The 26399-nt window shown below is 60.7% G+C and carries 25 protein-coding genes and 1 tRNA gene; 13 read left to right on the top strand and 13 right to left on the bottom strand.

Going from position 1 to position 26399, the window contains the following annotated elements; translation table 11 throughout:
- Positions 1 to 24: 24 nt before the first annotated feature.
- Positions 25 to 816 carry a helix-turn-helix domain-containing protein gene (locus tag V1475_RS11795; RefSeq protein ID WP_479412897.1) on the bottom strand — a complete coding sequence of 264 codons (792 nt, stop codon included), beginning with the start codon at positions 814 to 816 and terminating at the stop codon, positions 25 to 27.
- A gap of 259 nt (positions 817 to 1075) precedes the next feature.
- Here V1475_RS11795 and V1475_RS11790 point away from each other — a divergent pair, with 259 nt between their 5' ends.
- Positions 1076 to 1339, top strand: a complete 264-nt coding sequence (locus V1475_RS11790; protein ID WP_479412896.1) for a hypothetical protein — start codon at positions 1076 to 1078, stop codon at positions 1337 to 1339.
- Between the two features lie 256 nt (positions 1340 to 1595).
- Here the strand turns inward: V1475_RS11790 and V1475_RS11785 are convergent, their stop codons facing one another.
- The 4 genes from V1475_RS11785 to tsaA form a co-directional block, all read right to left on the bottom strand.
- Positions 1596 to 1859 (bottom strand): hypothetical protein, encoded by a 264-nt coding sequence (locus V1475_RS11785; RefSeq protein ID WP_479412895.1) that lies wholly within the window; start codon positions 1857 to 1859, stop codon positions 1596 to 1598.
- On the bottom strand, positions 1856 to 2785 hold the full coding sequence (locus V1475_RS11780; protein WP_479412894.1) for a BstA C-terminal domain-containing protein: 930 nt from the start codon (positions 2783 to 2785) through the stop codon (positions 1856 to 1858). The genes V1475_RS11785 and V1475_RS11780 overlap by 4 nt, the downstream gene beginning before the upstream one ends.
- A gap of 12 nt (positions 2786 to 2797) precedes the next feature.
- Positions 2798 to 6496 carry a vitamin B12-dependent ribonucleotide reductase gene (locus tag V1475_RS11775; protein WP_479412893.1) on the bottom strand — a complete coding sequence of 1233 codons (3699 nt, stop codon included), beginning with the start codon at positions 6494 to 6496 and terminating at the stop codon, positions 2798 to 2800.
- A gap of 799 nt (positions 6497 to 7295) precedes the next feature.
- Positions 7296 to 7703: a tRNA (N6-threonylcarbamoyladenosine(37)-N6)-methyltransferase TrmO gene (tsaA, locus tag V1475_RS11770; protein ID WP_479412892.1), complete on the bottom strand. Its 408-nt coding sequence runs from the start codon at positions 7701 to 7703 to the stop codon at positions 7296 to 7298.
- Between the two features lie 383 nt (positions 7704 to 8086).
- Between tsaA and V1475_RS11765 the strand changes: the two genes are divergently transcribed.
- The 5 genes from V1475_RS11765 (at position 8087) to V1475_RS11745 (ending at position 13587) form a co-directional block, all read left to right on the top strand.
- Positions 8087 to 9697 carry a peptide ABC transporter substrate-binding protein gene (locus V1475_RS11765; RefSeq protein ID WP_479412891.1) on the top strand — a complete coding sequence of 537 codons (1611 nt, stop codon included), beginning with the start codon at positions 8087 to 8089 and terminating at the stop codon, positions 9695 to 9697.
- Positions 9698 to 9770: 73 nt separating this feature from the next.
- Entirely contained in the window at positions 9771 to 10694 is a 924-nt protein-coding gene (gene oppB / locus V1475_RS11760) for an oligopeptide ABC transporter permease OppB (protein WP_479412890.1), read from the top strand.
- Between the two features lie 25 nt (positions 10695 to 10719).
- Entirely contained in the window at positions 10720 to 11625 is a 906-nt protein-coding gene (locus V1475_RS11755) for an ABC transporter permease (RefSeq protein WP_479413972.1), read from the top strand.
- Between the two features lies 1 nt (position 11626).
- Positions 11627 to 12598: an oligopeptide/dipeptide ABC transporter ATP-binding protein gene (locus tag V1475_RS11750; protein WP_479412889.1), complete on the top strand. Its 972-nt coding sequence runs from the start codon at positions 11627 to 11629 to the stop codon at positions 12596 to 12598.
- Positions 12595 to 13587, top strand: a complete 993-nt coding sequence (locus tag V1475_RS11745; protein ID WP_479412888.1) for an ABC transporter ATP-binding protein — start codon at positions 12595 to 12597, stop codon at positions 13585 to 13587. Before V1475_RS11750 ends, V1475_RS11745 begins: the two co-directional genes overlap by 4 nt.
- 218 nt (positions 13588 to 13805) lie before the next feature.
- Here V1475_RS11745 and V1475_RS11740 read toward each other — a convergent pair whose 3' ends face one another.
- The 5 genes from V1475_RS11740 to pdxH all read right to left on the bottom strand — a co-directional run bounded on the left by V1475_RS11740 (position 13806) and on the right by pdxH (position 16899).
- Entirely contained in the window at positions 13806 to 14750 is a 945-nt protein-coding gene (locus V1475_RS11740; protein WP_479412887.1) for an HNH endonuclease, read from the bottom strand.
- 182 nt (positions 14751 to 14932) lie between these two features.
- Positions 14933 to 15009 (bottom strand) — tRNA-Pro (locus tag V1475_RS11735).
- 59 nt (positions 15010 to 15068) lie between these two features.
- Positions 15069 to 15551 (bottom strand): DUF192 domain-containing protein, encoded by a 483-nt coding sequence (locus tag V1475_RS11730; RefSeq protein WP_479412886.1) that lies wholly within the window; start codon positions 15549 to 15551, stop codon positions 15069 to 15071.
- Positions 15544 to 16086, bottom strand: a complete 543-nt coding sequence (locus tag V1475_RS11725) for a cold-shock protein (protein ID WP_434287633.1) — start codon at positions 16084 to 16086, stop codon at positions 15544 to 15546. The genes V1475_RS11730 and V1475_RS11725 overlap by 8 nt, the downstream gene beginning before the upstream one ends.
- 180 nt (positions 16087 to 16266) lie before the next feature.
- The gene (gene pdxH / locus V1475_RS11720; protein WP_479412885.1) at positions 16267 to 16899 is read right to left on the bottom strand and encodes a pyridoxamine 5'-phosphate oxidase; all 633 of its coding nucleotides are present in this window, start codon (positions 16897 to 16899) and stop codon (positions 16267 to 16269) included.
- Positions 16900 to 17162: 263 nt separating this feature from the next.
- Between pdxH and fabI the strand changes: the two genes are divergently transcribed.
- The 3 genes from fabI to gpt all read left to right on the top strand — a co-directional run bounded on the left by fabI (position 17163) and on the right by gpt (position 19207).
- Positions 17163 to 17966, top strand: coding sequence for an enoyl-ACP reductase FabI (fabI, locus tag V1475_RS11715; protein WP_434287635.1), 804 nt, complete (start codon positions 17163 to 17165; stop codon positions 17964 to 17966).
- Between the two features lie 75 nt (positions 17967 to 18041).
- Positions 18042 to 18656, top strand: a complete 615-nt coding sequence (locus V1475_RS11710; RefSeq protein ID WP_479412884.1) for a LysE family translocator — start codon at positions 18042 to 18044, stop codon at positions 18654 to 18656.
- A gap of 47 nt (positions 18657 to 18703) precedes the next feature.
- Positions 18704 to 19207 carry a xanthine phosphoribosyltransferase gene (gene gpt, locus V1475_RS11705; protein WP_434287637.1) on the top strand — a complete coding sequence of 168 codons (504 nt, stop codon included), beginning with the start codon at positions 18704 to 18706 and terminating at the stop codon, positions 19205 to 19207.
- 45 nt (positions 19208 to 19252) lie between these two features.
- Here gpt and V1475_RS11700 read toward each other — a convergent pair whose 3' ends face one another.
- On the bottom strand, positions 19253 to 19843 hold the full coding sequence (locus V1475_RS11700) for an NAD(P)H-dependent oxidoreductase (protein ID WP_434287638.1): 591 nt from the start codon (positions 19841 to 19843) through the stop codon (positions 19253 to 19255).
- A 105-nt stretch (positions 19844 to 19948) separates the two neighbouring features.
- Between V1475_RS11700 and V1475_RS11695 the strand changes: the two genes are divergently transcribed.
- Positions 19949 to 20527, top strand: a complete 579-nt coding sequence (locus V1475_RS11695; RefSeq protein WP_479412883.1) for a TetR/AcrR family transcriptional regulator — start codon at positions 19949 to 19951, stop codon at positions 20525 to 20527.
- Here the strand turns inward: V1475_RS11695 and V1475_RS11690 are convergent, their stop codons facing one another.
- Positions 20528 to 20821, bottom strand: coding sequence for a hypothetical protein (locus V1475_RS11690; RefSeq protein WP_434287640.1), 294 nt, complete (start codon positions 20819 to 20821; stop codon positions 20528 to 20530).
- A 315-nt stretch (positions 20822 to 21136) separates the two neighbouring features.
- Between V1475_RS11690 and V1475_RS11685 the strand changes: the two genes are divergently transcribed.
- From V1475_RS11685 to trpE, 3 genes are all read left to right on the top strand, one after another.
- The gene (locus V1475_RS11685) at positions 21137 to 22315 is read left to right on the top strand and encodes an aminotransferase (protein WP_479412882.1); all 1179 of its coding nucleotides are present in this window, start codon (positions 21137 to 21139) and stop codon (positions 22313 to 22315) included.
- A 65-nt stretch (positions 22316 to 22380) separates the two neighbouring features.
- The gene (locus V1475_RS11680; protein WP_479412881.1) at positions 22381 to 24234 is read left to right on the top strand and encodes a peptidyl-prolyl cis-trans isomerase; all 1854 of its coding nucleotides are present in this window, start codon (positions 22381 to 22383) and stop codon (positions 24232 to 24234) included.
- Positions 24235 to 24253: 19 nt separating this feature from the next.
- Positions 24254 to 25768 carry an anthranilate synthase component I gene (trpE, locus tag V1475_RS11675; RefSeq protein ID WP_479412880.1) on the top strand — a complete coding sequence of 505 codons (1515 nt, stop codon included), beginning with the start codon at positions 24254 to 24256 and terminating at the stop codon, positions 25766 to 25768.
- A 90-nt stretch (positions 25769 to 25858) separates the two neighbouring features.
- Here the strand turns inward: trpE and V1475_RS11670 are convergent, their stop codons facing one another.
- Positions 25859 to 26320 carry an Lrp/AsnC family transcriptional regulator gene (locus tag V1475_RS11670; RefSeq protein WP_434290886.1) on the bottom strand — a complete coding sequence of 154 codons (462 nt, stop codon included), beginning with the start codon at positions 26318 to 26320 and terminating at the stop codon, positions 25859 to 25861.
- Positions 26321 to 26399: the final 79 nt, after the last annotated feature.

Below are 26399 nucleotides of genomic sequence, written 5' to 3'. Positions count from 1 at the left end.
AAGGGCCCTGTGGGGCCCTTTTTTTCAGACCGGGTGATGTTTGTCGAAATAACTGCGGATCAGCGGCGAATAAGACGCCCTCGGGTGGATGCCGATCTTGTCCCGGACGGCGATCATCGCGGCGAGGCTCGGTGTCAGACGCTGTAACAAGATGGGCGTCGAGGAGAGCACATCCTGGGTCGAAACCGAACGGCCGAAATAGAATTTTTCCTGACCGAGATAGCTCGGCTCGAACCCGCCCAGCACCATGAGCGGCGTGCGTTCCATCGAGAGGATGAAGGAAAACCCCTTCAACTGGCGAAACACCACGCCGCGAAACCGGCGCGCGGCGGCGGCGCGCGGCAGGCCGATGCGGTCGCTGGAGGCGTAAGGCATATAGCCCCGAAGCCGCATCACGCCATGATCGTCGCGGTAAAATCCGAGCAGCGTACAGCTGATGTCGGTGGGCACGAAATAGGACACGCGGTAATGCAGATAGGCGCCTTCGGGCAGGGTCTGTGGCGGGATGTCGAGCATGTCGAGATCGGAGAGCAGATGAGAAATCTCGCCAATGGCGCCCGTGCGCTGCACGCTCTGGACCCGGTCCAGCGGTTCGAGCAGAATCCGTGCGTCGACGTCGAAATATGTACAAATCCGATAGAGCACATCCGGGCGGGGAAAGGCCTCGCCGTTCAGATAGCGATTGTATTGCGTCCGGTTGATCCCCAGCTCGCGGCAGAGAACCGAGATCGAACGCGCGCCCGCCGACAGGCTGCGCAAATTCACCCCGAACACATGGCGCAACTGCGCAGGAGACAATTCTCCTTCCGGCACCATACCCTCCCCAATCAACACACCCCCGACAGGCCCGAAAGCCTGCGACCCAAAAACGGGGCGTCACCACAATTCCAGAAACTATGCTCTATTCTGGCAAATATTGATACTGTTTTGCACCCTTTTGGGGAATTGCGCCCGAATTTGACGCCAATGAGCATCAATTTAGCTCCGAAATGATACATAAATCTGAATATTATGCGATTTATGCTCATGCTAAAAACGAACGCTCAAACGGGTAGCATTCACAAGAGTTATTGGAATGGACGGAATAGTACTTTGGGCCAATCCCAAAACGCATAAAGCGGTGATTTGGTGCAGCGACCACGGCGATCTCGCCTATGCCACCGGCCCCGACACGATCATTGGTTCCTTCAGCATGCCCGAAGCGGGCACCATGGTGCACTGCGAGGCGCATATGGAAAACGGCATCCGCATCTGTACCCGATTGCGTCCCATCCAACGTTTCGCCGCACCGGAACTGGCCGAGGCCCTGCGCAACTTCTCCCAGAAACCTGCGGCTTGAGTGCGGTTCGAAGGACTGTCACGCCCGAGCGCAGGACTTGCGCCCGACATGAAAAAAGGGGCCCCGAAGGGCCCCTGAGGTTCGCTGATCGGGCTCATATTGATACCGCCCGGTAGATTATTTGCCTGCGGCCCGATCCGCGTCTGGCGTGAGCGCACCCACGCCGGAAAGGTGTCATTCAGACCCTTCACTCGGGGCTTTCCGGGTCGACTGGAAATGCCCCACCCCGAGCCCCGCAAAGGGGCACGTATTCCTTTTAATGCAACACCCGGCCCGCCGAGCTGTTGACGGAAAACACCGCCTTGCAGCCCGCTTCGCCCGCGTCGCGGTAATCCTGCACCGAATAGGTCACCGAGAGCGACGGCACGCCCAGAACGGAGACCACCCGCGCGCCCTGATAGGCATCGGCCAGCGCGCCCATCACGTTGCGGTCGAACTCGGCCTCAAGCGTATTGCCGCGCATGGTCACGCGATCTGCCGCGCAGAGTTGACCGGCGATGTCGAAAACGAGGTTCATCATCTCTCCTTAGTCAGAGCAAGCATGGCTCGCTCGACGTATCCTTCTTCCAATTGCTTGGTCGAAACTTTCTTTGTGAGATAGCTCTGAAAACGCCCCTCGCCGATATAGTCAGTTCGAAACCAACGACGAAACTCACCCAATGCATCTTCAGGGTAGCAAGCTGCTCTTTGAGGATTACTCGCAGCCTGAGGAAAATACGGCGGGTAATTGTGAGGGTATGTACTTTTCTCACCAAATCTCTGTGCTAGCCCAGCCGCCATCCAGTGCTTCGCCCATGCTTGGCCAACACTAATGTCGGGTACAAATTTTTCATCAATCCGCAGGCCTTGGAGCCCCAGAGTCACAATGAGGGAGGAGATTTCTTTAAACACCCCAAAGTAGCCATCAGGGACAGAGTCGTAAGTTAGGCTAACCCGGTCCTTAAAAATGGTCCAAACGTCATTGCTTTTGTCACCGGAATAGCCTGTTCTTCCATAGACAAATTCTCGCAGACCATGTCGTGCAAGGCGTCGGAAATTCTGAAGCGCAACAGGCTGCCCCAAGCGAGTAGAATCCAGAGCGAAATATTCCAAAATCGCCATCGCGACCCGTTCGGGATATGCCAGCACTCGCACGTTCCCAAGAAATGTTTCGTATGCGGGCACAACATCAATACTTCCATCTTCGTAGAGAATACTCTTAACGCCCTGAACATCCTTGGATGGATTGGGATCATTCCAGCCAGATGAGATCAAACCGATGTATCGGTTTTCGACCGAACAAAGACGAGAAAGGCCACGCTGATTTAGAAATGGAGTTCCATCACTTAGAACACCCATCCCAATCCCATCTTCTTCGATTTGACAGTCGACGGTTAGGTCAAGCTCTTCCTGTCGCGGATCCGAGACCTTCGGAAGGGCAGGCATTCTAGAGATACTTGTTTTCATGTCTCCCTCTCCTTACGAACAGCCCGAGGTGGCGCCACAGGTGTTGCATTTCATGCAAGTGCCGTTGCGCACCAGCGTGTAGTTGCCGCATTCGCCGCAGGCCTCGCCTTCGTAGCCTTGCAGCTTGGCCTTGGTGCGCGCGTCTATGGAGGAGACCGTCCCCGAAGACAGTGCCGTGTCGGCGGTTGTCGGTTTCGCGGCGGCCTTGGTTTCCGGCACCAGCGTCTGAAGCGCGACCTGCGGGTCGACGGAGCCGGTCAGCGCGGTGGCACCGGTGTGCATCCCGCCCTGAAGCACCATCAACTCCTGCGGCACGCGTTTGCGCAGATAGCCGGTGGAGGAGATGTGTTTGAGCACTTCGAGCGAACGCGAGGCGGCATTTTCCGACACATCGGCGACGTTGGATTTGCCCTCGTCCTCGCCGCGGCCGAGATCGTCGAAAGACGCGCCCTGCGGTTTGACATGGGCCAGATCGGTGCGGTCGAGATAGGAGACGGCCAGCTCGCGGAAGATATAGTCGAGGATCGAGGTCGCATTTTTGATGCTGTCATTGCCCTGCACCATGCCCGCCGGTTCGAATTTGGTGAAGGTGAAGGCGTCGACGAACTCTTCGAGCGGCACGCCGTACTGGAGACCGACGGAGACCGCGATGGCGAAATTATTCATCATCGCCCGGAAGCCAGCGCCCTCTTTGTGCATGTCGATGAAGATCTCGCCCAGAGAGCCGTCTTCGTATTCGCCGGTGCGCAGGTAAACCTTGTGCCCGCCGACGATGGATTTCTGGGTGTAGCCCTTGCGACGGCTGGGAAGCTTCTCACGCCCGCGCGCCACTTCCTTGATCACCAGTTTCTCGACGATCTTCTCGGCCAGAACGGCGGCTTTTTCCTGTGCGGAGCCGGTGGCGAGGATTTCCTCGGCCTCCTCGTCGTCCTCGATGAGGGCGGTGGCGAGCGGCTGGCTCAGTTTCGAGCCGTCACGATACAGCGCGTTGGCTTTGGTGCCCAAGGACCAGGACAGCTCATAGGCATTGAGGCAATCCTCGATCGTCGCATCGTTCGGCATGTTGATCGTCTTGGAGATCGCGCCGGAGATAAAGCTCTGCGCCGCCGCCATCATGGTGATGTGGCTCTCAACCGACAGATAGCGCTTGCCTTTTTTGCCGCAGGCATTGGCGCAATCGAAGACGTTGTAATGCTCTTCCTTGAGGAAAGGCGCGCCTTCGAGGGTCATGGTGCCGCAAACATGGTCATTGGCGGCGTCGATGTCTTTCTTGGTGAAACCCAAGGAGCGCAGCAGGTCGAAGGACGGGTCGTTCAGCTTGTCCTTCGGGATGCCGAGCGTGCCGGTGCAGAACTCTTCGCCCAGCGTCCATTGGTTGAACACGAAACGGATGTCGAAGGCGGAGGGAAGTGCGGCTTCGATCTTGTCGATCTGGGCCTGACCGAAGCCGTGGCCAATCAGCGCGGTGTGGTTGATCCCCGGCGCATTGCCGATGGTGCCATGACCGACCGCGTAAGACACGATTTCCTCGATCTGGCTGGAGCTATAGCCCAGCTTTTCGAGCGCCGCCGGAACCGAACGGTTGATGATTTTGAAGTAACCCCCACCCGCGAGTTTCTTGAATTTCACCAGCGCAAAGTCCGGTTCGATCCCCGTGGTGTCGCAATCCATCACCAGACCGATGGTGCCGGTGGGCGCGATCACGGAAACCTGCGCGTTGCGATAGCCGTTTTTCTCGCCAAGGCTCAGCGCCTCGTCCCAAGCGGATTTCGCAAGCTCGACGAGATGCGCGTCGGGGCAGTTGGCGTGATCCAAAGCGACCGGTTTGACCGCGAGGCCTTCGTAACCGGTGGTCTTGCCATAGGCGGCGGTGCGGTGATTGCGGATGACGCGGAGCATGTGCTCGGCATTGCGCTGATAACCGGAGAAGGTGCCCAACTCGCCCGCAATCTCGGCGGAGGTCGCATAAGAGACGCCGGTCATGATCGCGGTCAGAGTGCCAGCCAAGGCGCGGCCCTCGTCGCTATCGTAGCCCAGACCCATGTTCATCAACAGCCCGCCGATATTGGCATAGCCCAAACCCAAGGTGCGGAAATCATAGGACAATTGCGCGATTTCCTTGGACGGGAACTGCGCCATCATCACGGAAATCTCAAGCGTCAGCGTCCAGATGCGGGTCGCATGCATGTAGCTTTCCGCGTCGAATTCGCCGTCCTTGAGGAAGGTCAAAAGGTTCATCGAGGCAAGGTTACAAGCCGTGTCGTCGAGGAACATATACTCGGAACACGGGTTGGAGCCGCGGATCTGACCGTCTTCCGGGCAGGTGTGCCAGGCGTTGATCGTGTCGTGGAACTGGATGCCCGGATCGGCACAGGCCCAGGCGGCATGGCCGACCTGCTCCCACAGCTCGCGGGCGTTCACGACTTTCGAAACCTTGCCATCGGTGCGGCGCAGCAACTCCCATTCCGCATCGTCTTTCACGGCCTTGAGGAAGGCATCGGTGACGCGCACGGAGTTGTTGGAGTTCTGGCCCGAGACCGATGCGTAAGCCTCGCTATCCCAGTCGGTGTCATAGGTCGGGAATTCGATCGAGGAATAGCCCTGTTTCGCGTAATCGAGCACGCGTTTGACATAGGTTTCCGGGATCGCCACCTGTTTCGCGCCACGGATTGCGGCTTTCAAAGCGGTGTTTTTCGCCGGATCGAAGGCGTCGGCCTCGGTGCCGTCCCATTCGCGGATCGCGCCGAAAATGGCGTTGAGCTGGCGTTCATGCATCTTCGAGCCCGCGACGATGGACGCCACTTTCTGCTCTTCAATCACCTTCCAGTTGATGAATTCTTCGATGTCCGGGTGATCCATGTCGCAGATCACCATCTTGGCCGCGCGGCGCGTGGTGCCGCCGGATTTGATCGCACCCGCTGCCCGGTCGCCGATTTTCAAAAAGCCCATCAGGCCGGAGGATTTGCCACCGCCGGAGAGGGACTCGTTGGCGGCCCGCAAGGACGAGAAGTTGGTGCCCGTGCCGGAGCCGTATTTGAACAGGCGCGCCTCACGCACCCAGAGATCCATGATGCCGCCATCGGACACGAGATCGTCGGCGACGGATTGGATGAAACACGCATGCGGCTGCGGATGCTCATAGGCCGAGGCGGAGCGGGTCAGTTCGCCGGTGGCGTGATCCACGTAGTAATGCCCCTGCCCCGGACCGTCGATGCCGTAAGCCCAATGCAGGCCGGTGTTGAACCATTGCGGCGAGTTCGGCGCGCCCATTTGGGCCGCGAGCATGAAGCGCATTTCGTCGTAATAGGCTTTGGCGTCTTCTTCGGAGGAGAAATAGCCGCCCTTCCAGCCCCAATAGGCCCAGGCGCCCGCCAGACGGTCGAACACCTGCTTGGCGGAGGTTTCCCCGCCGAAACGGTCCTCTTCCGGCAGTTGTGCGAGCTTGTCCTCGTCGGGAACGGAGCGCCAGAGGAAGGAAGGGACGCCCTTTTCGCGGACTTTCTTCAGCGCCGCCGGGACACCTGCCTTGCGGAAATATTTCTGAGCGATGACGTCGGAGGCGACCTGCGACCATTTCGAGGGGACCTCGCACTCGTCCAGCCTGAAGACGATCTTGCCGTCCGGGTTGCGGATCTCGGAACTCGTCGCCGAGAATTCCAGATCAGAGTATGCGTCCTTGCCTGCCGTCGTAAACTTGCGTTCGATCTTCATCTCTGCCCCGACCAAATCTGTGTGTGCGGTCCGTCCGGCCCTTGAGGCCCTTGTGTACACCGCTCCATTTCGACCCGCAGGTTCGACCGCTTGCGCTGCGGACCTGCCACCGTCTGGCGAACTACATCTTGTGATCTGATCCGGCGAAAGACGGCCTTGGGCAGAGGGCAAAACTCCTGAGATCCGATCCCGCAGCGCAGGTTCGGTCCGAGAGAGATTCGCCTCAGTGCGTCGCCCTGGTCACCGCGGTCAGATCCGGTCTTCACCCCGTCCGTTTCCGTGAAAACAAGGCATCTTCGCCCCGGTCCCACACGGCCCTTTGTCGGATATGTCCCCCGGGACTCTTGTCCCTCGCCGTCCAGGATCGACTAAATGTAGTGTATCACCCATCCGGCTTACACAATGTGCAGCGGCTCCGCCCCGCTGGTCAACGCAAAATTTACCCTTTTTCCGGGCAAAATTTCGTTGACGGATTTTGCCCACAGGGGGGCTCGATTCGTCGCGTTCCGCGTTAACTCTTTTTCCTTTGTTTCCCATGGGTTTCACGCAAAACGTTAAGAATTTGAGCGAGTATTTGTGGATAAGTCCGACGAGGCTGTGGAGGATAAAATTTCCCGCGCCCCGCACTCTGTGCCTAATCCCTCAGCACACAATATCTAGTGGCCGTGATGCGCCCCTCGCAACCGCAGAAAGCCCCCGGTTTCACTGGGAAAAAAGCAAAAATCACAACCTGAAGCTGCATTCAGACGACAAAACCGCGCCTTGGCGGGCGCGACGGGCCAGACAGGACCGGGACGAATCATTTTTGTGACATCGCGCCCGGCACGGGCTTGAGATCGACCAGAATCGTGCCGTCGAGACAGTCGAGCCCATCGACCACGAGGGCCGCCTCCTCGACCGCGCGCACCCGCACGCGAGACAGCGCAATGGGGTTCGGTCGATGCGGCGAGCGCATGGCGAAAACGCCGCAATGCACCCCGTCATGCGGACGCACCGATTGCAGCACATCGCGCGGCGCGCGGTCGAACCAGTAGAGCACATCGACCTCGGTTGCGGTGAGGCCCTTGAGACCGGGCGCGAAGGCGGGGTCGAGTTCGATGCGCGCCTCCTGCCCTGCGCGCCCCGGCCCTTTCGGGCAGTCTTTGAGCGTCTTGTACGGCGTGCGGATGCGTCCGATGGGGGTAAGGGTCATCTGTGTATCGGTCATGCGGATCTCCTTTGCCCTGATGTAGGAGGAAGGCGGCGTGGGACCGCCCGACAAAAGGACGCAGGCAGAAAGATGCAGGTCGGCCCCTTGGCGGATCTTCGCCGACAGCACAGAATTTCGACTCGGACCCGACCCTGAACGGGCCCGTCAGAGGCAGAAACGCGGCGGTAACACCCGAAAATTCCGGGACATTTGCCGAAAGACAGGGCAGAGCGCCACACGCGTGGCGGGAATGATTGACGTTACGGTCACTTTTTCCACGAAGCCTTGCCTTCTCCGGCTGAATACATTTCCTTTCTTGCATTATTGCTGCGCCCACCGAAACGGTTGGTGCCGCCCGTGAAAAATGAACTGAAAAGATAAACAGTACCCAGGAGGTCTTTATGAAACTCACCACCGCCCTTTCCGCGCTGGCGATCCTTGCCGCCGCGCCCACGGCCTTTGCCGCCGATATTCCCGAAGGCACGGTGCTCTCCGAGAACCAGACCTATACGTTCTGGCTTCTGGACGCGATCAAGTCGATGGACCCGCAGATCAACACGGACGTCGAAGGTTCCGACATTCTGCGCAACCTCTTTGAAGGCCTCTACAACGAAGACGCCAAGGGCGACATCATTCCGGGCGTGGCACTCAGCCACGATCTGTCGGACGACGGCCTGACCTACACCTTCCATCTGCGCCCCGAGGCCGTGTGGTCCGATGGCAAGCCGGTGACGGCAGGCGACTTCGTCTACGCCTGGCAGCGTCTGGCCGATCCGGCGACCGCGTCGGAATATGCTTGGTACATGGAACTGATGCAGGTGGTGAACGCGTCGAAAATCACCGCGGGCGAGCTGCCGCCCTCCGATCTGGGCGTGAAAGCCATCGACGATCAGACGCTTGAGGTGACGATCGAGACGCCGCTGCCCTATTTCCCTCAGATGTTGGTACATGGCTCGACCTTCCCGGTGCGCCAGGACGTGATCGAGAAATTCGGCGCCGACTGGACCAAGCCGGAGAACATGGTGTCGAACGGCGCCTATACGCTGTCCGAGCACATCCTTGGCGAACGCGTCGAGATGGACAAATCCACCACCTATTGGGATGCCGACAAGACGGTGATGACCCATCTCACCGGCCTGACGATCAATGACAACAATCAGGCGCTGACCCGCTACCTCGCGGGCGAGCTGGACCGGGTGCAAATCCCCGCCGGTCAGTACCCCCGCCTGAAAGCGGAATATCCGGACGAGGCGACCTCGCTGCCCTATTCCTGTTCCTACATCTACAACATGAACCTGTCGGAAAAGGGTCCGGAAGCACTCAAAGACGTGCGCGTGCGCAAGGCGCTGTCCTATGCGATGAACCGCGACATCGTGGTGGACAACATCCTTCAGGGCGGTCAGCGTGCCTCCTACAACTGGACCCATTGGGCGACCGCGGGCTTTGTCATGCCGGAGATCGATTATTCTCATTGGACCCAGGAGGAGCGCACCGCGAAAGCGAAGGAGCTTCTGGCCGAGGCGGGCTATGGGCCGGAGAACCCGCTCGATCTGACGCTGAACTACAATACGGATGACAGCCACAAGAAAATCGCCATCGCGGCCCAACAGTTCTTCAAGCCTCTCGGCGTGAACCTGACCCTCAACAACATGGAGTGGAAAGTTCACACCGACCGCATGCAGAACCAGGACTTCGATCTGGCGCGTTACGCCTGGTGTGGCGACTATAACGAGGCCTCGACCTACCTCGACTTCTTCACCTCGTATTCCGGTCATAACAACGGTCACTTCTTTAATGACGAATACGATGCGATCATGAAAGAGTCCAAGACGGCGGCCGATCCGCAACCGCTCTACACCCAGGCCGAGCAAATTCTTGCGACGGAAATGCCGTTTATTCCGATCTACCACTATGCGAAGGTCGATATGATCGCATCCGACATCAAAGGCCTGCCGACCGAGAACGTGATGCAGACCTGGTACGGGCGTGACCTGTACCGCGTCGCGGAATAATCCGCCATCTTTGACACGAGACAGGGCGCGGGGGCACCATTCCCCCCCCGCGTCCACCCATAGGGACTTCCGTATGATTGTCTACATTCTCAAGCGTCTGGCGATTGCCATTCCGACGCTGCTCCTCCTGATCATATTCTCCTTCCTCTTGATGCATGCGGCCCCCGGCGGCCCCTTCACGCAGGAACGCGAGCTGCCCGCGCAGGTGCTCGCCAATCTCAACGCCAAATACGGTCTCGACCAGCCTCTGTGGAAACAGATCACCAGTTACATCTGGGGCATCGTCGCGCATTTCGATTTCGGCCCGTCCTTTGTCTACAAGGACCGCACCGTCAACGAAATCATCGCACAGGGCTTTCCGGTCACGCTGACCTATGGCGGCATTTCCTTCCTCGTCGCGGTCTTCGCGGGCATGACGCTCGGCGCCGTGGCCGCCGTCAAACACAACACGATCATCGACTATTTCGCGGTCGGCATCTCCATCGGCGCGCAGGTGCTGCCGAACTTCGTCATGGCGCCGATCCTCGTCATCGTCTTCACCCTGATCCTCGGCTGGTTGCCGGGCGGCGGGTGGCACTTTTCCGACCCGTCGTTCTGGATCATGCCGGTGATCGCGCTGTCGACCTCCTACATGGCCTCGATTGCGCGGATCATGCGCTCCTCCATGCTTGAAGTGCTGAACTCGAACCACATCCGCACGGCGCGGGCCAAGGGGCTTCCGGGCTATCGGGTGATCCTGCGCCATGCGTTGAAACCGGCGCTTTTGCCGGTGATTTCCTATCTCGGACCGGCCTTTGTCGCGATGATCACCGGCTCGGTGATCGTGGACATCTATTTCTCGACGGGCGGCATCGGCAAAGCCTTTGTCGACAGTGCGCTGAACCGCGATTACGCGGTGATGATGGGGGTCACGATCCTCGTCGGCGCGCTCACCATCCTGTTCAACCTTGTCGTCGATATCGTCTACGGATGGATCGACCCGAAAATCCGGTACTAACGCCATGGTCATCGACAGTCAGAAAATGAAGTCATTGGCCGAAGCCACCTCGCGCGAGGATGTGGCGGGCCGCTCGCTCTGGGCCGATGCGCGGCGCAGGTTCTTCCGCAACAAGGCGGCGATGTTCGGGCTGGTTCTGCTCGTCTTCGTGGCGCTGTTTGCGCTCTTCGGCAATTCCATTGCGCAATGGAACAACGAGGATCTCGATTTTTCCGTCATGGGCATGGTCGCCGAGAAAGGCGGGCCGTCGATTGCCAACGGGCATTATTTCGGCACCGACGATCTGGGCCGCGATCTGTTTGCCCGCACCGTGCAGGGCACGCAAATCTCGCTTGCCGTGGGCATCATCGGCTCCGCCATCGCCGTGGTCGTCGGCACGATCTATGGCGCGACCGCCGGCTATTTCGGCGGGCGGCTCGACAATGTCATGATGCGCGCCGTCGATATCCTGCTCGCCATCCCCTATATGTTCGTGCTGATCCTTTTGCTGGTGATGTACGGCCGGTCGATCACCATGCTCTTCGTCGGTGTCGGCCTGATCTCATGGCTCGAAATGAGCCGGATCGTGCGCGGCCAGACGCTGACCCTCAAGGGCCGCGAATATATCGAGGCGGCACGCGCCATCGGCGTCCCAGCGCCTGTGATCATCCGCCGTCATATCCTGCCCAACCTGATCGGCGTGGTGACGGTGTTCGCCACCCTTCTGGTGCCGAACATGATCCTGACCGAAAGCTTCATCTCGTTTCTGGGCCTCGGCGTTCAGGAACCGATGACGTCGCTCGGCGCGCTGATCTCCGAAGGCGCCGGCACCATCGCTTACGGGACGCTCTGGCAACTGGCCTTCCCGCTTCTTTTCTTCGTCCTCACCCTGTTCGGCTTTTTCTTTGTCGGCGACGGGCTCAGGGACGCTCTGGACCCGAAGGATCGCTGATATGGCACTTCTGGACGTCAAAGACCTCTCCGTTCGTTTCGACACGCCCGAAGGCGAGATTCATGCCGTCAATGGCGTGAGTTTCAGCCTTGAGAAGGGCGAAACCCTTGGCATCGTGGGAGAATCCGGCTCGGGCAAGAGCCAGCTCAACTTTGCGCTTTTGGGGCTGCTCGCGAAAAACGGCCATACCACCGGGCAGGCCCTGTTCGACGGGCAGGATTTGCTGTCGATCTCCGAGCGCGAGCTGAACAAAATCCGCGCCAATCGCATTGCGATGGTGTTTCAGGACCCGATGACCTCTTTGAACCCTTACATGCGCATTTCCGACCAGATGGCGGAGGTGCTCATGCTGCACAAAGGCCTGTCGAAACGCGCCGCCATCGCGGAAAGCGTCGCGATGCTCGACGCGGTGAAAATCCCCGATGCGAAGAACCGCGTGCGGCTTTATCCGCATGAGTTTTCCGGCGGGATGCGCCAGCGCGTGATGATCGCCATGTCGCTTTTGTGCCACCCGGAGGTTCTGATCGCCGACGAACCCACGACCGCGCTCGATGTGACGGTGCAGGCGCAGATCATGGAGCTTCTGGCCGAACTTCAGCGCGAATTCGGAATGGCAACGATCCTGATCACCCATGATCTGGGCGTCGTGGCCGGGTTCTGCGAGCGCGCCATCGTGATGTATGGCGGGCGGATCATGGAAGAGGCACCGGTCGATCCCCTGTTCGAAACGCCGACGCACCCCTACACGCGCGGGCTTCTGGATGCGATCCCGCGGGTCGATGAGGAGCAGGAGGTGCTGCGCGCCATTCCGGGCAACCCGCCCAATATGACCGGCGCGCCGAAAGGCTGCCCGTTTGCGCCGCGCTGTGCTCTGGTCGATGAGCGGTGCCGGGTCGAAACGCCCGCGCTTTCGCGTTTTGCGGAGAACCGCGCCCGCGCCTGTTTCCGTCCTATCGAGGAGGTCGCCGCATGAGCCGTCCGCTGATCGAAGCCCGCGATGTGCGGGTCAGTTTCGACATCCGCCGCCCCTCCGACCTTCCGTGGACGCCGCCTGCGCAGCTTCATGCCGTCAATGGCGTGAGTTTCACGCTGGAACCGGGCCAGACCCTTGGCATCGTGGGCGAGTCCGGCTGTGGCAAATCCACTTTGGCGCGCGCGCTCATTCGCATGCTGCCCGCCAGCGGTCAGGTGATCTGGGAGGACGGCACCGATCTTCTGACGCTTTCGCCGCGTCAGATGTTGAAATACCGTTCGCAGATTCAGATGATCTTTCAGGACCCTCTGGCCTCACTCAATCCGCGCATGACCGTGGGCGACATCATCGCCGAACCGCTCCGCACCCACCGCCCCGGCATGAGTGCGGCGGAGCGCAGGGAAAAGGTGCGCGCGGTGATGGAGCGCGTCGGTCTTTTGCCCAATCAGATCAACCGCTACCCGCATGAGTTCTCCGGCGGCCAGTGCCAGCGCATCGGCATCGCCCGCGCGTTGGTGGTGGAGCCGAAACTGCTGATCTGCGACGAACCCGTCTCGGCCCTCGACGTGTCGATTCAGGCGCAGGTGATCGGCCTTCTGGAAGAGCTGCGCCGCGATCTTGGCCTGACGATCGTCTTCATCGCCCATGATCTTTCGGTGGTGAAACACCTCTCCGACGAGGTCATGGTGCTCTATCTCGGGCGGATGATGGAAAAGGCCAGCTCGGACGAGCTCTTCGCCGAACCGCGCCATCCCTATACGCAGGCGCTTTTGTCCGCCGTGCCGATCCCGGACCCGAAGATCGAAAAGACCAAACAGGTGATCCCGCTCGACGGCGACCTGCCCTCGCCGATGGCACCGCCCAAAGGCTGCGTGTTCCGCACCCGCTGCCCGAAGGCGCAGGCCATTTGCGAGACCGTGCCGGAGGATCATCTGACCGGCAGCCATCACACGGCCTGCCACTTTGCGGGCGAGACGGTGAGCGCGTAAACATAAAGGGCATGCTGGGAGGCGTGCCCTTTTCTGTGTCGCCGAGGGTCCACCTTGAAAACACACGGGGCGATTTTGAATCGGCAACGAAAGCGCGCGCTTCCGCTAGGGAATTGGGTCAAGGTGGACGCAATCCGGGAGGCAGCTTGGCGGACGAAGCTGTCGCTTGATGAGCGCGCAAAATCTATCGCTCCACAAAACTGAACGAGGCATATACGTCAGACCTTCGAGGCCAAGAGTTTTCGGAGCTCTTCGACGGAAAGCCATGGTCTGATACTGTGGATGGCCCGATGACAGGTTGGACAAAGCATTCGTAGATCAGAAACTTTGGTTGTTCCCTCATACTTGTCGTCCGAGAGGGGCACATTGTGATGCGCCTCGATGATCCGATTGCGCATTTCTTGTAAGCCAAAATATTGCTCAGGATCTAGGTTGCAGGCCTCACAATAAAGCCTCCCATGATTTTGAATGAAGGCCATTTTCGCCTTCTCCACAACGTGTCGATTACGTTCGCGAGCCTTGTGGAGCCGTTCGACCAAATGCCCCTCAGGAAAACTGGCCTCGTCTTGCTGATCAACTGCGCTCATGGTGTCTTTAATCAATACGCGCTCTTTAAGTGCAAGATACGCTTCACCTGTCATAGAAAGACAGCGATAACCCGGATGGGTGACTGTGTAAATTTCGCGCGGCATCGGAACGGGTTGCGCCAAGATATGCAGATTCTTAGGCGCAACAGAGACGCGATAGTCGTTTGCTTCCTCTCTCAGGCGCTCCACAATCGCCTCGACACTCAGGCGGTTATATGCAGGTCCAAGGCTTTCGTCCGCTTTCAGCGCGAAAACCTCTTGCGCGCGCCTGAGCAACACCTTTTCTGGCAACATTGATACGCCATAGGTTGCATCTTCGACGAACCCGACAATCATCGGAACGGGACTGGCATGAGCCCCAAGAACAAAGTTGAATGAGCTCTGATCAAAGCCTGCCGGTGTTGCCTTGAGATAAAGATGGTAGCGCCCATCTTTCCAGACATCACGAGAGAAATTCCAATCCTCGTGTCCAATCCCTTGTTGTCCGAGATAATCATCCCCACCCTTCCGACCGCTATGAGGGCGCGTCCATCCCTGATCATTGCCAGCCATGCGTATGTATCGAGATTCATTCATGCGGAGCCTCCCAGCTTAGTTATGTAGACCATTCGGCTGCAGCGGTCACATTAACGCCAGCATTGAAACTTTCAATGTCCTGCTTGGCCTCAATCCGGCCCTCCGTCTTTCACGCAACGGCACCCAAAGGGCACGTCTTACCCCAATAGGCCACATGCCCCGTTGATCGAAAATTCGGAAAGTGGTCGGGGCGGCGAGATTCGAACTCACGACCCCCTGTACCCAAAACAGGTGCGCTACCAGACTGCGCCACGCCCCGACCGTGCGCCTCTCCTAACGTGCCGGGGCGCGCTTGAAAAGGGCTTTGTTGCAGAGGGCTTATTGTTCCGCGCAGGGATCGGCGGCCTCTGGCCCGAACGCCGGATGGCGGATCACATCGCCCGGTTTGATGCCGAGCCCCTTGGCAAGCCCGCCGTTGATCTCCAGCACCGCGAAAACCGCGTCTCCGCCCGGAATAGCTGTGCGGTCCAGCGGCACGGCATTGTCATGCACACGGGTCACGACCCCGCGCCGGTCGGCAAAGATCATGTCGAGGGGGATCAGCGTGTTGGCCATCCAGAAGGCCACCGGCTGCGGTTTCTCGTAGACAAACAGCATACCGTGCGAGCGCGCCATCTCGGTGCGGTTCATCAGCCCGAGCGCGCGTTCGCCCGCATCGTCGGCGATCTCGATGGAAAAGCGCGCATCCGTGCCCTGCCCCGTCACGATCACCTCGTTCAGATCACAGGCCTCCTGCGCGACAGCGGCAGAGCCAAGTGCTGCCCCCATCGCAAAAACAAGGGCCACACGCAGATCAGGCATCCTGATGCACCGGTTCTTCGCGCAGCGCCGCATCCCATGCGGTGACATGCGCCGCCATGCGACCGCGACGGCCCTCGATGACCCGCAGGCCCACGGCCTCACCCGGCATCAGATCCGCGAGACCGGAGCGCCGCAGCACCTCGATATGGATGAACACATCCTCGGGGCGGCCAAAGACATTGGCAAAACCGAAGCCCTTGCCCTTGTCGAACCATTTCACCCGCGCGGGTTCCAGCGGCAGGTCCAGACTGCCTTCGTCGATGTCTTCCAGATCTTCGAGCACAGCGCCCGTGCCCGGCGCGGGCGGCAGGATCTCGAGCACCTCGACCGCCTGAACACCGCGATCGGTGCGCTGTACCACAAGACGAATGCCTGCCGCATCGGCGACGGAGCTTTGCCCGAAATTGCGCAGCACATTGGCGTGCAACAAGATATCCGGCCCACCGTCATCGGCGACCACAAATCCAAATCCGCGTGCCGGATCAAACCATTTCACATGGCCAGATACGCTCTGACCCAAGTCCGTGTCGTTCATTCTCTTCAATACTCACTGGGGCCCCAACCGAACGGCAGGGCCCGAAGCCATGGGGCGTGAGCCCCTCATCCCTGCCAGACCCTGTGCCATTCGGGCCGAAGGTTCAAGCCCCCTCTGGCCTGTCTTTTTGACCAATCGGGCAGGTTCCCCGGCGTCAGCCTTTTCCTTGAGCGCCCCGCCTCACGGATTGAGGCGCTGAATGTCCCAAGGCTGATCCGGCGCGCTCCGGCGCCAGCGGAACCGGTCGTGCAGGCGGAACTCGCCATCGGCCCAGAACTCGATTTCCACCGGCGTGATCCGGTAACCGCCCCAGAACGGGGGACGTTTCGGGTTCGGCCCGTGTTTGAGGCCTTCTTTCGCCACCGCCTCCATCAGCGCCGCCTTGCTCTCCAGCGGGCGCGATTGCTGACTGGCCCAGGCGCCGATGCGGCTGCCCAGAGCGCGCGAGCGGTAATAGGCGTCGGAATGCTCGTCGCTTTCGCGCGTCACAAGGCCGCGCACCCGCACCTGACGGCGCAGGCTCTTCCAATGCATCACGAAGGCCGCCTTACCTGCGGCCTCGATCTCGTGCCCCTTGGCACTCTCATAGTTGGTGTAGAAGACGAAAGCGTCGTCGGCGATCTCTTTCAAAAGCACCATGCGCACGTTCGGCAGGCCCTCGGGGTCGACCGTGGCGATGGCGATGGCGTTCGGGTCGTTGACTTCCTTGGCCTCGGCTTCCTTGAGCCATTTGCGCGCGATCTCGAACGGATCGTCGCCTGCGAAAATGCCTTTGCGCGGAACCGTGTTTGCCCCCATGACGTTTGATCCCATGACGCCCTCCTGTCTTTGCGGCCCGATTGGACCGCCCTGTCTGACTTCACGGGATAGCCCCTGCGCTCCGGGGCGGCAAGCGCCATCGCGGGTCACCGCCTGTGCATCGCTGCGCCGCCGCTCGAAAGCGCAGGGCGGCAGATGGGGATTCTCGCCAAACTGTGACGTCACGTCACGAAATTGCCCCCGCGCAGACTTGATCGCCTATCTGAAAACCCCTAAAGCACGTGCTAACACGAAAAATAATGGGTTCGAGGACGACCATGACGAAACTGATGGAAGGCAAACGCGGGCTAATCATGGGCCTTGCGAACGACAAATCGATTGCCTGGGGCATTGCGAAAGCCCTCTCGGATCACGGCGCGGAGCTGTGCTTTTCCTATCAGGGCGAGCAACTCAAGAAACGTGTCGATCCGCTGGCCGAACGCCTCGGCTCCGACTTCGTCGAGGAATGCGATGTGTCCGACGAGGCCTCGATCGATGCGCTTTTCGCCCGCATCAAGGAAAAATGGGGCAAGCTCGATTTCATCGTGCACGCCATCGGCTTCTCCGACAAGAACGAGCTGCGCGGCCGCTATGTCGACACCACGCGCGCCAACTTCAACCTGACCATGGACATCTCGGTGTTCTCCTTCACCGCCGTCGCACAACGCGCAGCGAAGCTGATGCCCGAGGGCGGCTCGATGCTGACCATGACCTATTACGGCGCCGAGCGCGTGATGCCGCATTACAACGTCATGGGCGTCGCCAAGGCCGCGCTTGAGGCCTCCGTGCGCTACCTCGCCGAAGACCTCGGCAAGGACGGTATCCGCGTCAACTCGATCTCCGCCGGTCCGATCAAGACGCTCGCCGCCTCCGGCATCGGCGATTTCCGCTACATCATGAAGTGGAACGAATACAACTCGCCGCTGCGTCGCAATGTGACCATCGACGATGTGGGCAACTCGGCGCTCTACCTGCTGTCCGATCTGGGCGCGGGTGTCACGGGCGAAACCCACCATGTCGATGCGGGCTATCACGTCGTCGGCATGAAGGCCGTGGACGCGCCGGACATTTCCAAGAGCTGAACCGTCTCGGATAAAGATATGAAAACGGGGGCTTCGGCTCCCGTTTTTCTTTCCTCAATGTCTTTGGGAGAAGACATGACATTCGCGATTTTCCTGTCGATCCTGAGCATTCACCTGATCGCGGCCATGAGCCCCGGCCCATCTTTCGTGGTCGCCGTGCGCACCGCCGCCTCAGACGGGTTTCGCCCCGCCTTCGGCCTTGCCGTGGCCTTCGGGCTGGGCGCGGTGATCTGGGCGCTGGCCGCACTCTCCGGCCTGTCGATCCTGTTCGAGATTTTCCCCCGCGCCTATCTCGCCTTCAAACTCGCAGGCGGGCTGTTCCTGATCTGGATCGGGGTCAAGACCTTCCGCCATGCCGCCGATCCCCTGCCCGAGACCACGACACTGGCCAGCCCGCGCTCTTTGCCGAACGCATTTCGCCTCGGCCTGATGACCCAGCTGTCGAATCCGAAGCCCGCGGTGTTCTTCGGTGCGGTATTTGCCGGGCTGATCCCGCCGGAAACCTCGCTTGTCGTTAAGGCGGTCTTATTGTTTTTCGTCTTTTTTGACGAAACCCTGTGGTATGTGATTGTCGCGCGGCTTTTTTCGCGGCAAAAAGCACGACAAGCCTATGGCCGGGCCAAGCTCTGGACCGACCGCATTCTGGGCGGCATGATCGCCGTCTTCGGTCTGCGGATCGCCACCAGTTAAACCAGAGCTTCGCCCCCGGCCCGCCACGATGATGAAAGGATCAAACGATGTCCGACCTCCTGCCCCATGAAAAAGGTTTTCATGTCAGCTGGGACCAGATCCACCGCGACAGCCGTGCGCTGGCGTGGCGGCTCGACGGCAAGGGGCCGGATAACGGCGCATGGCGTGCCATCGTGGCCATCACCCGCGGCGGCATGGCGCCTGCGATGATCATCGCCCGCGAGCTGGACATCCGCACCGTCGACACGATTTCGGTGAAATCCTACGACCACCAGACTCAGGCCGACGCCGTGGTTCTGAACGGACCCGACGCAGACCTGATGGGCGACGGCACCGGCATTCTGGTGATCGACGATCTGGTGGACAGCGGCAAGACGCTTGAACTGGTGCGTTCGATGTATCCGAACGCCCATTTCGCCACGGTCTACGCCAAGCCGAAAGGCCGCGCGCAGGTCGACAGCTACATCACCGAAGTGTCTCAGGATACGTGGATTTTCTTCCCCTGGGATATGGCGATGCAATACGTCAAGCCGTATCGCGGACGGGACTGATCCTGTCGCAAACCGATTTCAGCAAGGGGCCTCACGGCCCCTTTTTCATGCGCCCCTCGCGCCCAGAGCCTCAACCCTCTTCAGCCACCGTGTCACTTTTTCGGGCGTCGCATCGGTCGCCCCCGCAAGCTGCGTGAGCCGCACCGGTTTGATCCCGACAAAGCCGAGGATGTGGCCCTTGAGCGTCGCGGCAATCGGGTTGCGATAGGCCAGCCAGAGGAACCATGTCGGCGTGTCGGAGGTGATCACCACCCGCGCGCTCCGCCCCGAAAGCATCGGGCGTGGCATGCCGGTGCGCAGGGGATTGCGCGTATCGAACGCCCGGCCCGGCAGAAACGCCCGGTCGAAAAGCCCCTTGAGCTTGGCGGGCAGCCCGCCCCACCACATCGGCGTCAGGATCACAACATGCTCCGCCCAGTCGATATGGGCCAGCACCGCTTCGAGATCGGGTTCGAGCGGTTTCGGGTCCTTATAGCCGGCGCGCTCAAAATCCATATCGAAACTCAGGTCGTGCAGGTGGTGCACCCGCACCTCATGACCTGCGGCGCGCGCCGCCGCCTCATAGGTTGCGGCGAAAGAGTGCGACAGGGAGGCCGAAGCCGGATGACCGTTCAGGATGTAGATACGCTTGGACATGTTGCCCCCGGTTAAATTTGACCACGGTCACTTTCATAAGGGAAAAATATGACCACGGTCAATTCATAAAATTGACCTCAGTCAAAAAACATGCAAACTGGCGCGATGACCAAGCCTGTCCAGAAACGCGCCATTGCCACACGGGAAAAGCTGCTCGCAGCCGCCAACGCCTTGATTGCAAAGCAAGGATTCGAGGCCCTGCGGGTCGAGGAGGTGGTCGGTGCGGCGGGGGTGGCGAAGGGCACCTTCTTTGCCCATTTCAAGGACAAGGATGCGCTTCTGGAACAGATCATCGGTGCGCGTCTCGCCGGGATCGCCGCCCTCATGGCCGAGGGGCCTGCCCCGCAGAGCATTGTCGACATGATCGCGCGCCTCGCCCCGCTGATCGACTTCGTGACCTCGGAACGCACCGTGTTCGATGTGATGATCCGCCATTCGGGGGCGGCGGCCATTGCCGAAATCGGTCCCATCGCGGAGCAATTCGACGTCCAGATCGCGCTCTATGCCCGCTGGGCCGCGGAAGGCCCGTTTCGCAAGGATGTGCCGCCGCAGATTCTCGGCGAAGGCATCAGCGCCTTTTTCATTCAGGCCATCGCCCTGACCTTTTGCGCACTCAATGGACAGCAGCCGCTGGAAGACCGGCTGACCGCCTATCTCGCCGCCTGGCTGATGCCGGGGGCATGATCAGGCGTCAGAGGCGCGCAGCAGCATGTCCTGCACTTTTTCGATCTCATGTTCGGCAAAGGCCAGCCCGCCAAGGCTGTCGGAGCCGCGCAACACCGCGTCGATGGCGCCACAGGCCGAACGCACCAGATAGCCCGCCTGCCGCAACTCCATATCATAGGAGAGATCGCGGATCCGATCCGTCATCTCCTCTCCGCGCGTCGCCTCACCCGCCCGCGCCATGTCGAGCGCGGCGTGTAAATCTTCGATCAGGTAGGGATCGCCCTGCATCCCGCCTCTCATAAGGACTGCCATGTTGAACCTCTTGACTGTTATGCCCGAAACATCGAACCGATCCGGGTCTGCTGCCCTTCATCTGGGGCGCTTTTGCCCCAGTGTCATCTCAGGCTCTTGCAAAAATGGTTAACAAAGCATGAAACCCTGATCAAAAACCGCTCACTCTCAGGTGAAAGGCAATTTTTTCAGCACCTTGCCGGGGATTTCAGCGAAATGCATGCGTCGGCACACCGGTTTTCACCCCCCGGCCCAGCACAAATCACGCCTCAGCGAGGCGATTGCATCCCGCCCGGGCCGCACATAATCTTTGCCTGACAACAAAAGGATATGCTCATGCCGACCCCGCTCAATCCAGCCCTGACCCGCACCCAGGCCTCCCCCATCGTCGCGGCGAAAAGCTGGATGCAGGGCATGACATTCACGCCCGAGCGCCCGCTGATCAACGTCAGCCAAGCCGCGCCGATGGAGGCCCCGCCGCTGGCGCTGCGCGAAGAGATTGCCCGCATCGCGCTCGAGGACACAGCGGCGCATCTCTACGGTCCGGTCCTTGGCCTGCCGGAGCTGCGCTCCGAACTCGCGTCGCAATGGTCCGCCGCCTATCATGCCGAGATCGCACCCGACGAGGTGGCGATCACTGCGGGCTGCAACGAGGCCTTTACCGCCACGATGACCACCATAGCCGGGGCGGGAGACGAGGTGATCCTCGCAACGCCTTGGTATTTCAACCATAAAATGTGGTGCGACATGTCGGGGGTTCATGCCGTAGCGCTGCCCACCGGCGACGATCTCTTGCCCGATCTGGAAACCTGCGCCCGGCTGATCACGCCGCGCACCCGCGCCATCGTGCTGATCACGCCGAACAATCCGGGCGGGGTGGAATATCCGGCGGAGCTTTTGACGAAATTCTACGCGCTGGCCCGCGAACATCGCATCATGCTGGTCCTGGACGAGACCTATCGCGATTTCGACAGCCGTTCCGAGGTGCCGCATTACCTGTTCCGCCAGCCCGACTGGCGCGACACGTTGGTGCATCTCTATTCCTTCTCCAAGGCCTTCCGCCTTACGGGCCACCGCGTCGGCGCGCTGATCACCGGGGCGGAACGCATGGCGGAGGTGGAGAAATATCTCGACACGGTCACCATCTGCCCGAACCAGATCGGCCAGCGCGCCGCGCTTTGGGGATTGCAAAACCTCAGCCAATGGGTCGCCGGAGAGCGCGCCGAAATCCTCGCGCGCCGGGCCGCAATGATCGACGGTTTCAAAGCGCTCGAAGGCTGGAAACTTCTGGGCTGCGGCGCCTTCTTCGCCTATGTCGAACACCCGTTCGACAGGCCGTCGTCAGAGCTTGCGCCCTGGCTGTTGCGCGAGGCGGGCGTGTTGCTTTTGCCCGGCACCGCCTTCATGCCCGCCAACGACCCGCGCGCGGAGCGGCAATTGCGTATCGCCTTCGCCAATATCGGCGTGCCGGAGATCGCGACGCTTTTCACGCGATTGGCACAAATCACCCCCTGATCCGCCTTGCCCTCTCTGTCGCTTGCCCCTACACCATTGCCCAACCTTGATGGGAGAAGAAAAGCATGGCGAGCGGCAAGGGTTCTGGCGCGAAAATGGTGGTCTGGGGGATTCTCGGCCTCCTCATCATCGGCCTCGGCGGATTTGGCACAGCGAATTTCGGCGGTGGCGTGACCCGCGTGGCCTCGGTGGGCGACGAGGACATTTCCGTCAATGATTACGCCAATGCGCTGCGCAGCCAGATGCGCGCGATCGAGGCCCAGACCGGCCAGCCCTTCTCCGTCAGTCAGGCGCAGGATTTCGGCCTGTCGCAACAGGTGCTCGATCAGCTTCTGTCGCAGGCCGCACTCGATGGCGAAACCGCGCGGCTCGGGATTTCCGTCGGCGACGACGCGGTGCGCCGCGAGCTTTTGACCTATGACGCCTTCAAGGGCATCGACGGCAAATTCGACACCCAGTCCTACAAAGACATGCTCGCCCGCAACAACATGAACGAGGGCGATTTCGAAGCCGATCTGCGCCGCGAGGCCGCCCGGTCGATCCTTTCCGGCGCTCTGGCCTCCGGCATCACCATGCCGCCCTCCTACGGTCAGGCCGTGGTCGACTGGCTCGGCGAACGCCGCACCATCACGATCGCCACGCTCGACGCAAGCGCTCTCGACACCGGCGCTCCGCTGGCATCTGACAGCGACCTCCAGAGCTGGTACGACGCCCATCCCGATCTCTACACCGCCCCGGAAGCCCGCCGCATCACCTATGCCTGGCTCACCCCGGCGATGCTGACCGACAAGGTCGATCTCGACGAGACCGCCCTGCGCCAGCTCTATCAGGACAATATCGCAAACTATGTCCAGCCCGAGCGCCGTCTGGTCGAGCGTCTGGTCTTCGGCACCGAAGATGAGGCACAGGCCGCCGCCGACCGCATCGCCGCAGGGGAGAGCAGCTTCGAGGACGAAACCACCGCACGCGGCCTGACGCTGATCGACACCGACATGGGCGACGTCTCCGAAGACGACCTGTCCGCTGCGGCCGGTCCCGCCGTCTTCGGCCTCGAAGGCACGGGCGTGGTCGGTCCGGTGATGTCCGATCTGGGTCCGGCGATCTACCGCGTCAACGGCACGCTCGCGGGCACCGAGATTCCCTTTGAGGAGGCCCGCGACGAGCTGGCGACCGAGATGGCCGCAGATGCCGCCGCGCGCCTGATCGCCGATCAACTCGAAACCTTCGACAACGATCTGGCCGGTGGCTACACGCTTGAGGATCTCGCAAATGAGACCGACATGGAGCTGGGCCAGATCGACTGGACCCCGCAGAGCGAGGGCGGGATCGCCGCCTATACCGATTTCCAACAGGCTGCGGCCAGCGTGACACTCGACGATTACCCCGAGATCGTTCAGCTTTCTGACGGCGGCGTCTTCGCCCTGCGCCTCGACGAGATCGTCCCCGCCACGGTGAAACCGCTCGATCAGGTGCGCGATCAGGTCGCCGCCGATTGGGAAGCCGATGCGCTGAAACAGAAACTCATGGCCCGCGCCGAAGCGCTCGAAACCAGCGTCGCCTCCGGCACCGCCATGGCCGATCTCGGCCTGCCGATCGAACAGTTTTCCGCGATCACCCGTCAGGATTTCATCTCCACCATGCCCGCGGGCTTCATGGAGGCGGTGTTCGCACCGGGCCTCAAGGCCGGTGGCACCACGCTGATCCCCGGCGAGGGCCGTGTAGTCATCGCCCGGATCGCGACCGTCGAGGCTCCCGAGCACACGGATGAGAACGCCGCCATCGCGGAGAATTACATCGAGACCGCCGCGCAAGGCGCATCCACCGATGTGATCGACGCCTTTGCCCGGGCGCTGCGCAACCGCGACGGCGTGACGGTGAACCAGACCGCGCTCACCGCGGTGCACAGCCAGCTGCAATAAGACCAGAAAGACGCCCGCCATGGCCACGCTCATTCCGTCCTTCACCGATTTCGAAACCGGGTTCAACGCAGGGCAAAACCAGCTCGTCTATGCCAAGGTGGCCGCCGATCTCGACACGCCGGTGTCGATCATGCTGAAACTCGCGGGGGCGCGCACCGACAGTTTCATCCTCGAATCCGTCACCGGCGGCGAGGTGCGCGGGCGCTATTCCATCATCGGCATGAAACCCGATCTGATCTGGAAATGCGATGGCACAACCGCCTCGATCAACCGCAACGCGCGCTTCGATGCGGAGAGCTATGTCATTGACGACAAAGACCCTCTGAGTTCGATCCGGGCGCTGATCGCGGAGAGCCGGGTGGACATCCCCGAGGAGCTTCCGGGTGCGGCCGCAGGTCTCTTTGGCTATCTCGGCTATGACATGATCCGCCTTGTCGAACATCTGCCCAATGTGAACCCCGACCCCATCGGCCTGCCCGATGCGGTTCTGATGCGGCCTTCGGTGATTGCCATTCTCGATGGCGTCAAAGGCGATGTGATCCTTGTGTCTCCGGCCTGGGTCGAAGGCGGCCTGTCTGCCAGAGCCGCCTATGCGCAGGCCGCCGAGCGCGTGATGGATGCGCTCCGCGATCTCGAACGCGCCCCTGCCGAGGCGACGCATGAAATGGGCGAGGCCTATGTCGCGCCCCCAGCCACCTCGAACTTCACTCACGAGGGCTACAAGGCCGCCGTCGAGAAGGCGAAAGAGTACATCACCGCAGGCGACATCTTCCAGGTCGTCCCCGCACAGCGCTGGACCCAAGACTTTCCGCTGCCGCCCTTCTCGCTTTATCGCTCCCTGCGCCGGACCAACCCGTCGCCCTTCATGTTCTTCTTCAACTTCGGCGGCTTCCAGATCATCGGCGCAAGCCCTGAAATCCTCGTCCGGGTGTTTGACAACGAAGTCACCATCCGCCCCATCGCCGGCACCCGCAAACGCGGCGCCACACCTGCCGAGGACAAGGCACTGGAAGAAGACCTGTTGTCCGACGAAAAGGAACTGGCCGAACACCTGATGCTTCTCGACCTCGGCCGCAACGACGTCGGCCGCGTCGCCAAGATCGGCACGGTACACCCGACCGAAGAATTCATCATCGAGCGCTATTCCCACGTCATGCACATCGTCTCCAATGTGGTAGGCGAACTGCGCGAAGACGAAGACGCGCTCTCCGCATTGCTCGCGGGCCTGCCCGCAGGCACCGTCTCCGGCGCGCCGAAAGTCCGCGCGATGGAGATCATCGACGAGCTGGAACCCGAAAAACGCGGCGTCTATGGCGGCGGCGTGGGCTATTTCTCCGCAGGCGGTGACATGGACATGTGCATCGCGCTCCGTACCGCCGTCCTCAAGGACGAAAAGCTCTATATCCAGGCCGGTGGCGGCGTCGTCTACGACAGCTCGCCCGAGGGCGAATACCAAGAAACCGTCAACAAATCCAATGCGCTGCGCAAAGCCGCCGAGGATGCGGGCCTGTTCACGCGCTCCGGCAACCGCTGAGCCACCCGGCGTTTCCTTTGCTGAAAAATACTCACGGCGCGCCGGTCCTGACCCGCGCGCCGTTTGAGTATTTAAACCATCAGAAAAGCCTTAAAGCGGCAGTTCGGTCGTCGATTTGATCTCCTGCATCGAAAGCAGCGCCGTCACGTTGTAAATCGACACTTCCTTGATCAGCGCCTGATAGAAATCGTCATAGGCCTTGGCGTTCTTCACCCGGACCTTGAGGATATAGTCGATCTCCCCCGCCAGCCGGTGCGCCTCCAGAACTTCCGGGCGTTTCTGTAGCACTTTCAGGAATTTCTCCTGCCACCCGGCCTCATGCGCGCTGGTGCGCACCAGCACAAAGAAACAGGCCTCGAGCCCGAGGCTTTCCGGGTCGAGAATGACCGTCTGCTGACCGATCACGCCGCCCTCTTTCATCTTGCGGATGCGATTCCACACCGGGGTCTTCGAGGAGCCGACTTTACGCGCGATCTCGTCCAGAGATTGACTCGCATCGCGTTGCAGCTCGCCCAGAATTTTCCGATCCATCGCGTCGATCTGGTCCACCATTTCGATTTTCCTCTCCATGTCGGAATTCCGGCCTTTGCCACGCGCAGAACTGGAACAATCCACCTTATTCGCGCAGACA

This window comes from Celeribacter sp. SCSIO 80838, from assembly GCF_056498065.1.
This window is presented reverse-complemented; position numbering and strand designations above follow the sequence as displayed.